The organism is Proteus sp. fly-1067, from assembly GCF_040139345.1.
GTDB lineage: Bacteria > Pseudomonadota > Gammaproteobacteria > Enterobacterales > Enterobacteriaceae > Proteus > Proteus vulgaris_B.
The window spans coordinates 1-744 of sequence record NZ_JBEEUL010000088.1 but is presented as its reverse complement, the minus strand read 5'-3'; the positions used below and the strand labels follow the sequence as shown (position 1 = coordinate 744).

Annotated in this window: 1 protein-coding gene; it reads right to left on the bottom strand. The window is 40.6% G+C overall.

Annotated features, from left to right (window positions below; all coding sequences use genetic code 11):
* Window positions 1-744 (bottom strand): pyridoxal-dependent decarboxylase (locus tag ABN217_RS19285; protein WP_349459865.1); only part of this gene is annotated, 744 nt, incomplete at both ends.

Genomic DNA, 744 nt, shown 5'->3' with positions numbered 1-744 from the left:
CATAAGGAATAAAGCCGACTTTGTGAGGATCAACGGTGATGGAATCGGCTTCCTGCAAAGCTCTAAAACTTTGGTAGACATCCCGCTTAGGCCAAACAATATCTGGGGGGAAAATACCTTCATTATGATAACGCTGGATCAACATCTCATATTCAATAAATTGATTGTTTTCATCTCTGAACATGGCACATGCGTAACCTGCATAAGCAGCATCAATATGTATATAAAAAGAGATGCCAAAACGCGACTCACATTCTTTACGTAAAGCAATCAGTTCAGCTACATTGTCAATTGCACCGGTTTCCGTTGTTCCAACCACAGCGACAACGGCTAAAATAGGCTCACCTTGCTCAATTAATGAAAACACAATTTGCCTCATTTGAGCTGTATCGGTGCGGTAGCTATCATCAACAGGCAGTTGAACGATATTTTGCTGCCCTAATCCCAAGATATCCATCGCTTTTAGCCATGAGTAGTGCTTCGACTGTGGAACAAGCAATTTACCTAATTTGCCTTGTTCAACCCCCTCACCTCGGCACGTCATATCTCTAACTTCTTCGAAGATACCTTTTTTCTTTAATTCATCAATCAAATCTAAAACAGCATTAGTTGGCATATTTAATAATGCCCTTTCTGTTTTATCTTTTAACAAATGCTGTGCCTGTGGGTGTTTAGACATTGCTAATGGTAACGTTTTAATATTACGAGCAACCCATAGCCCCTCATAATTAGCAACGGTCCCCC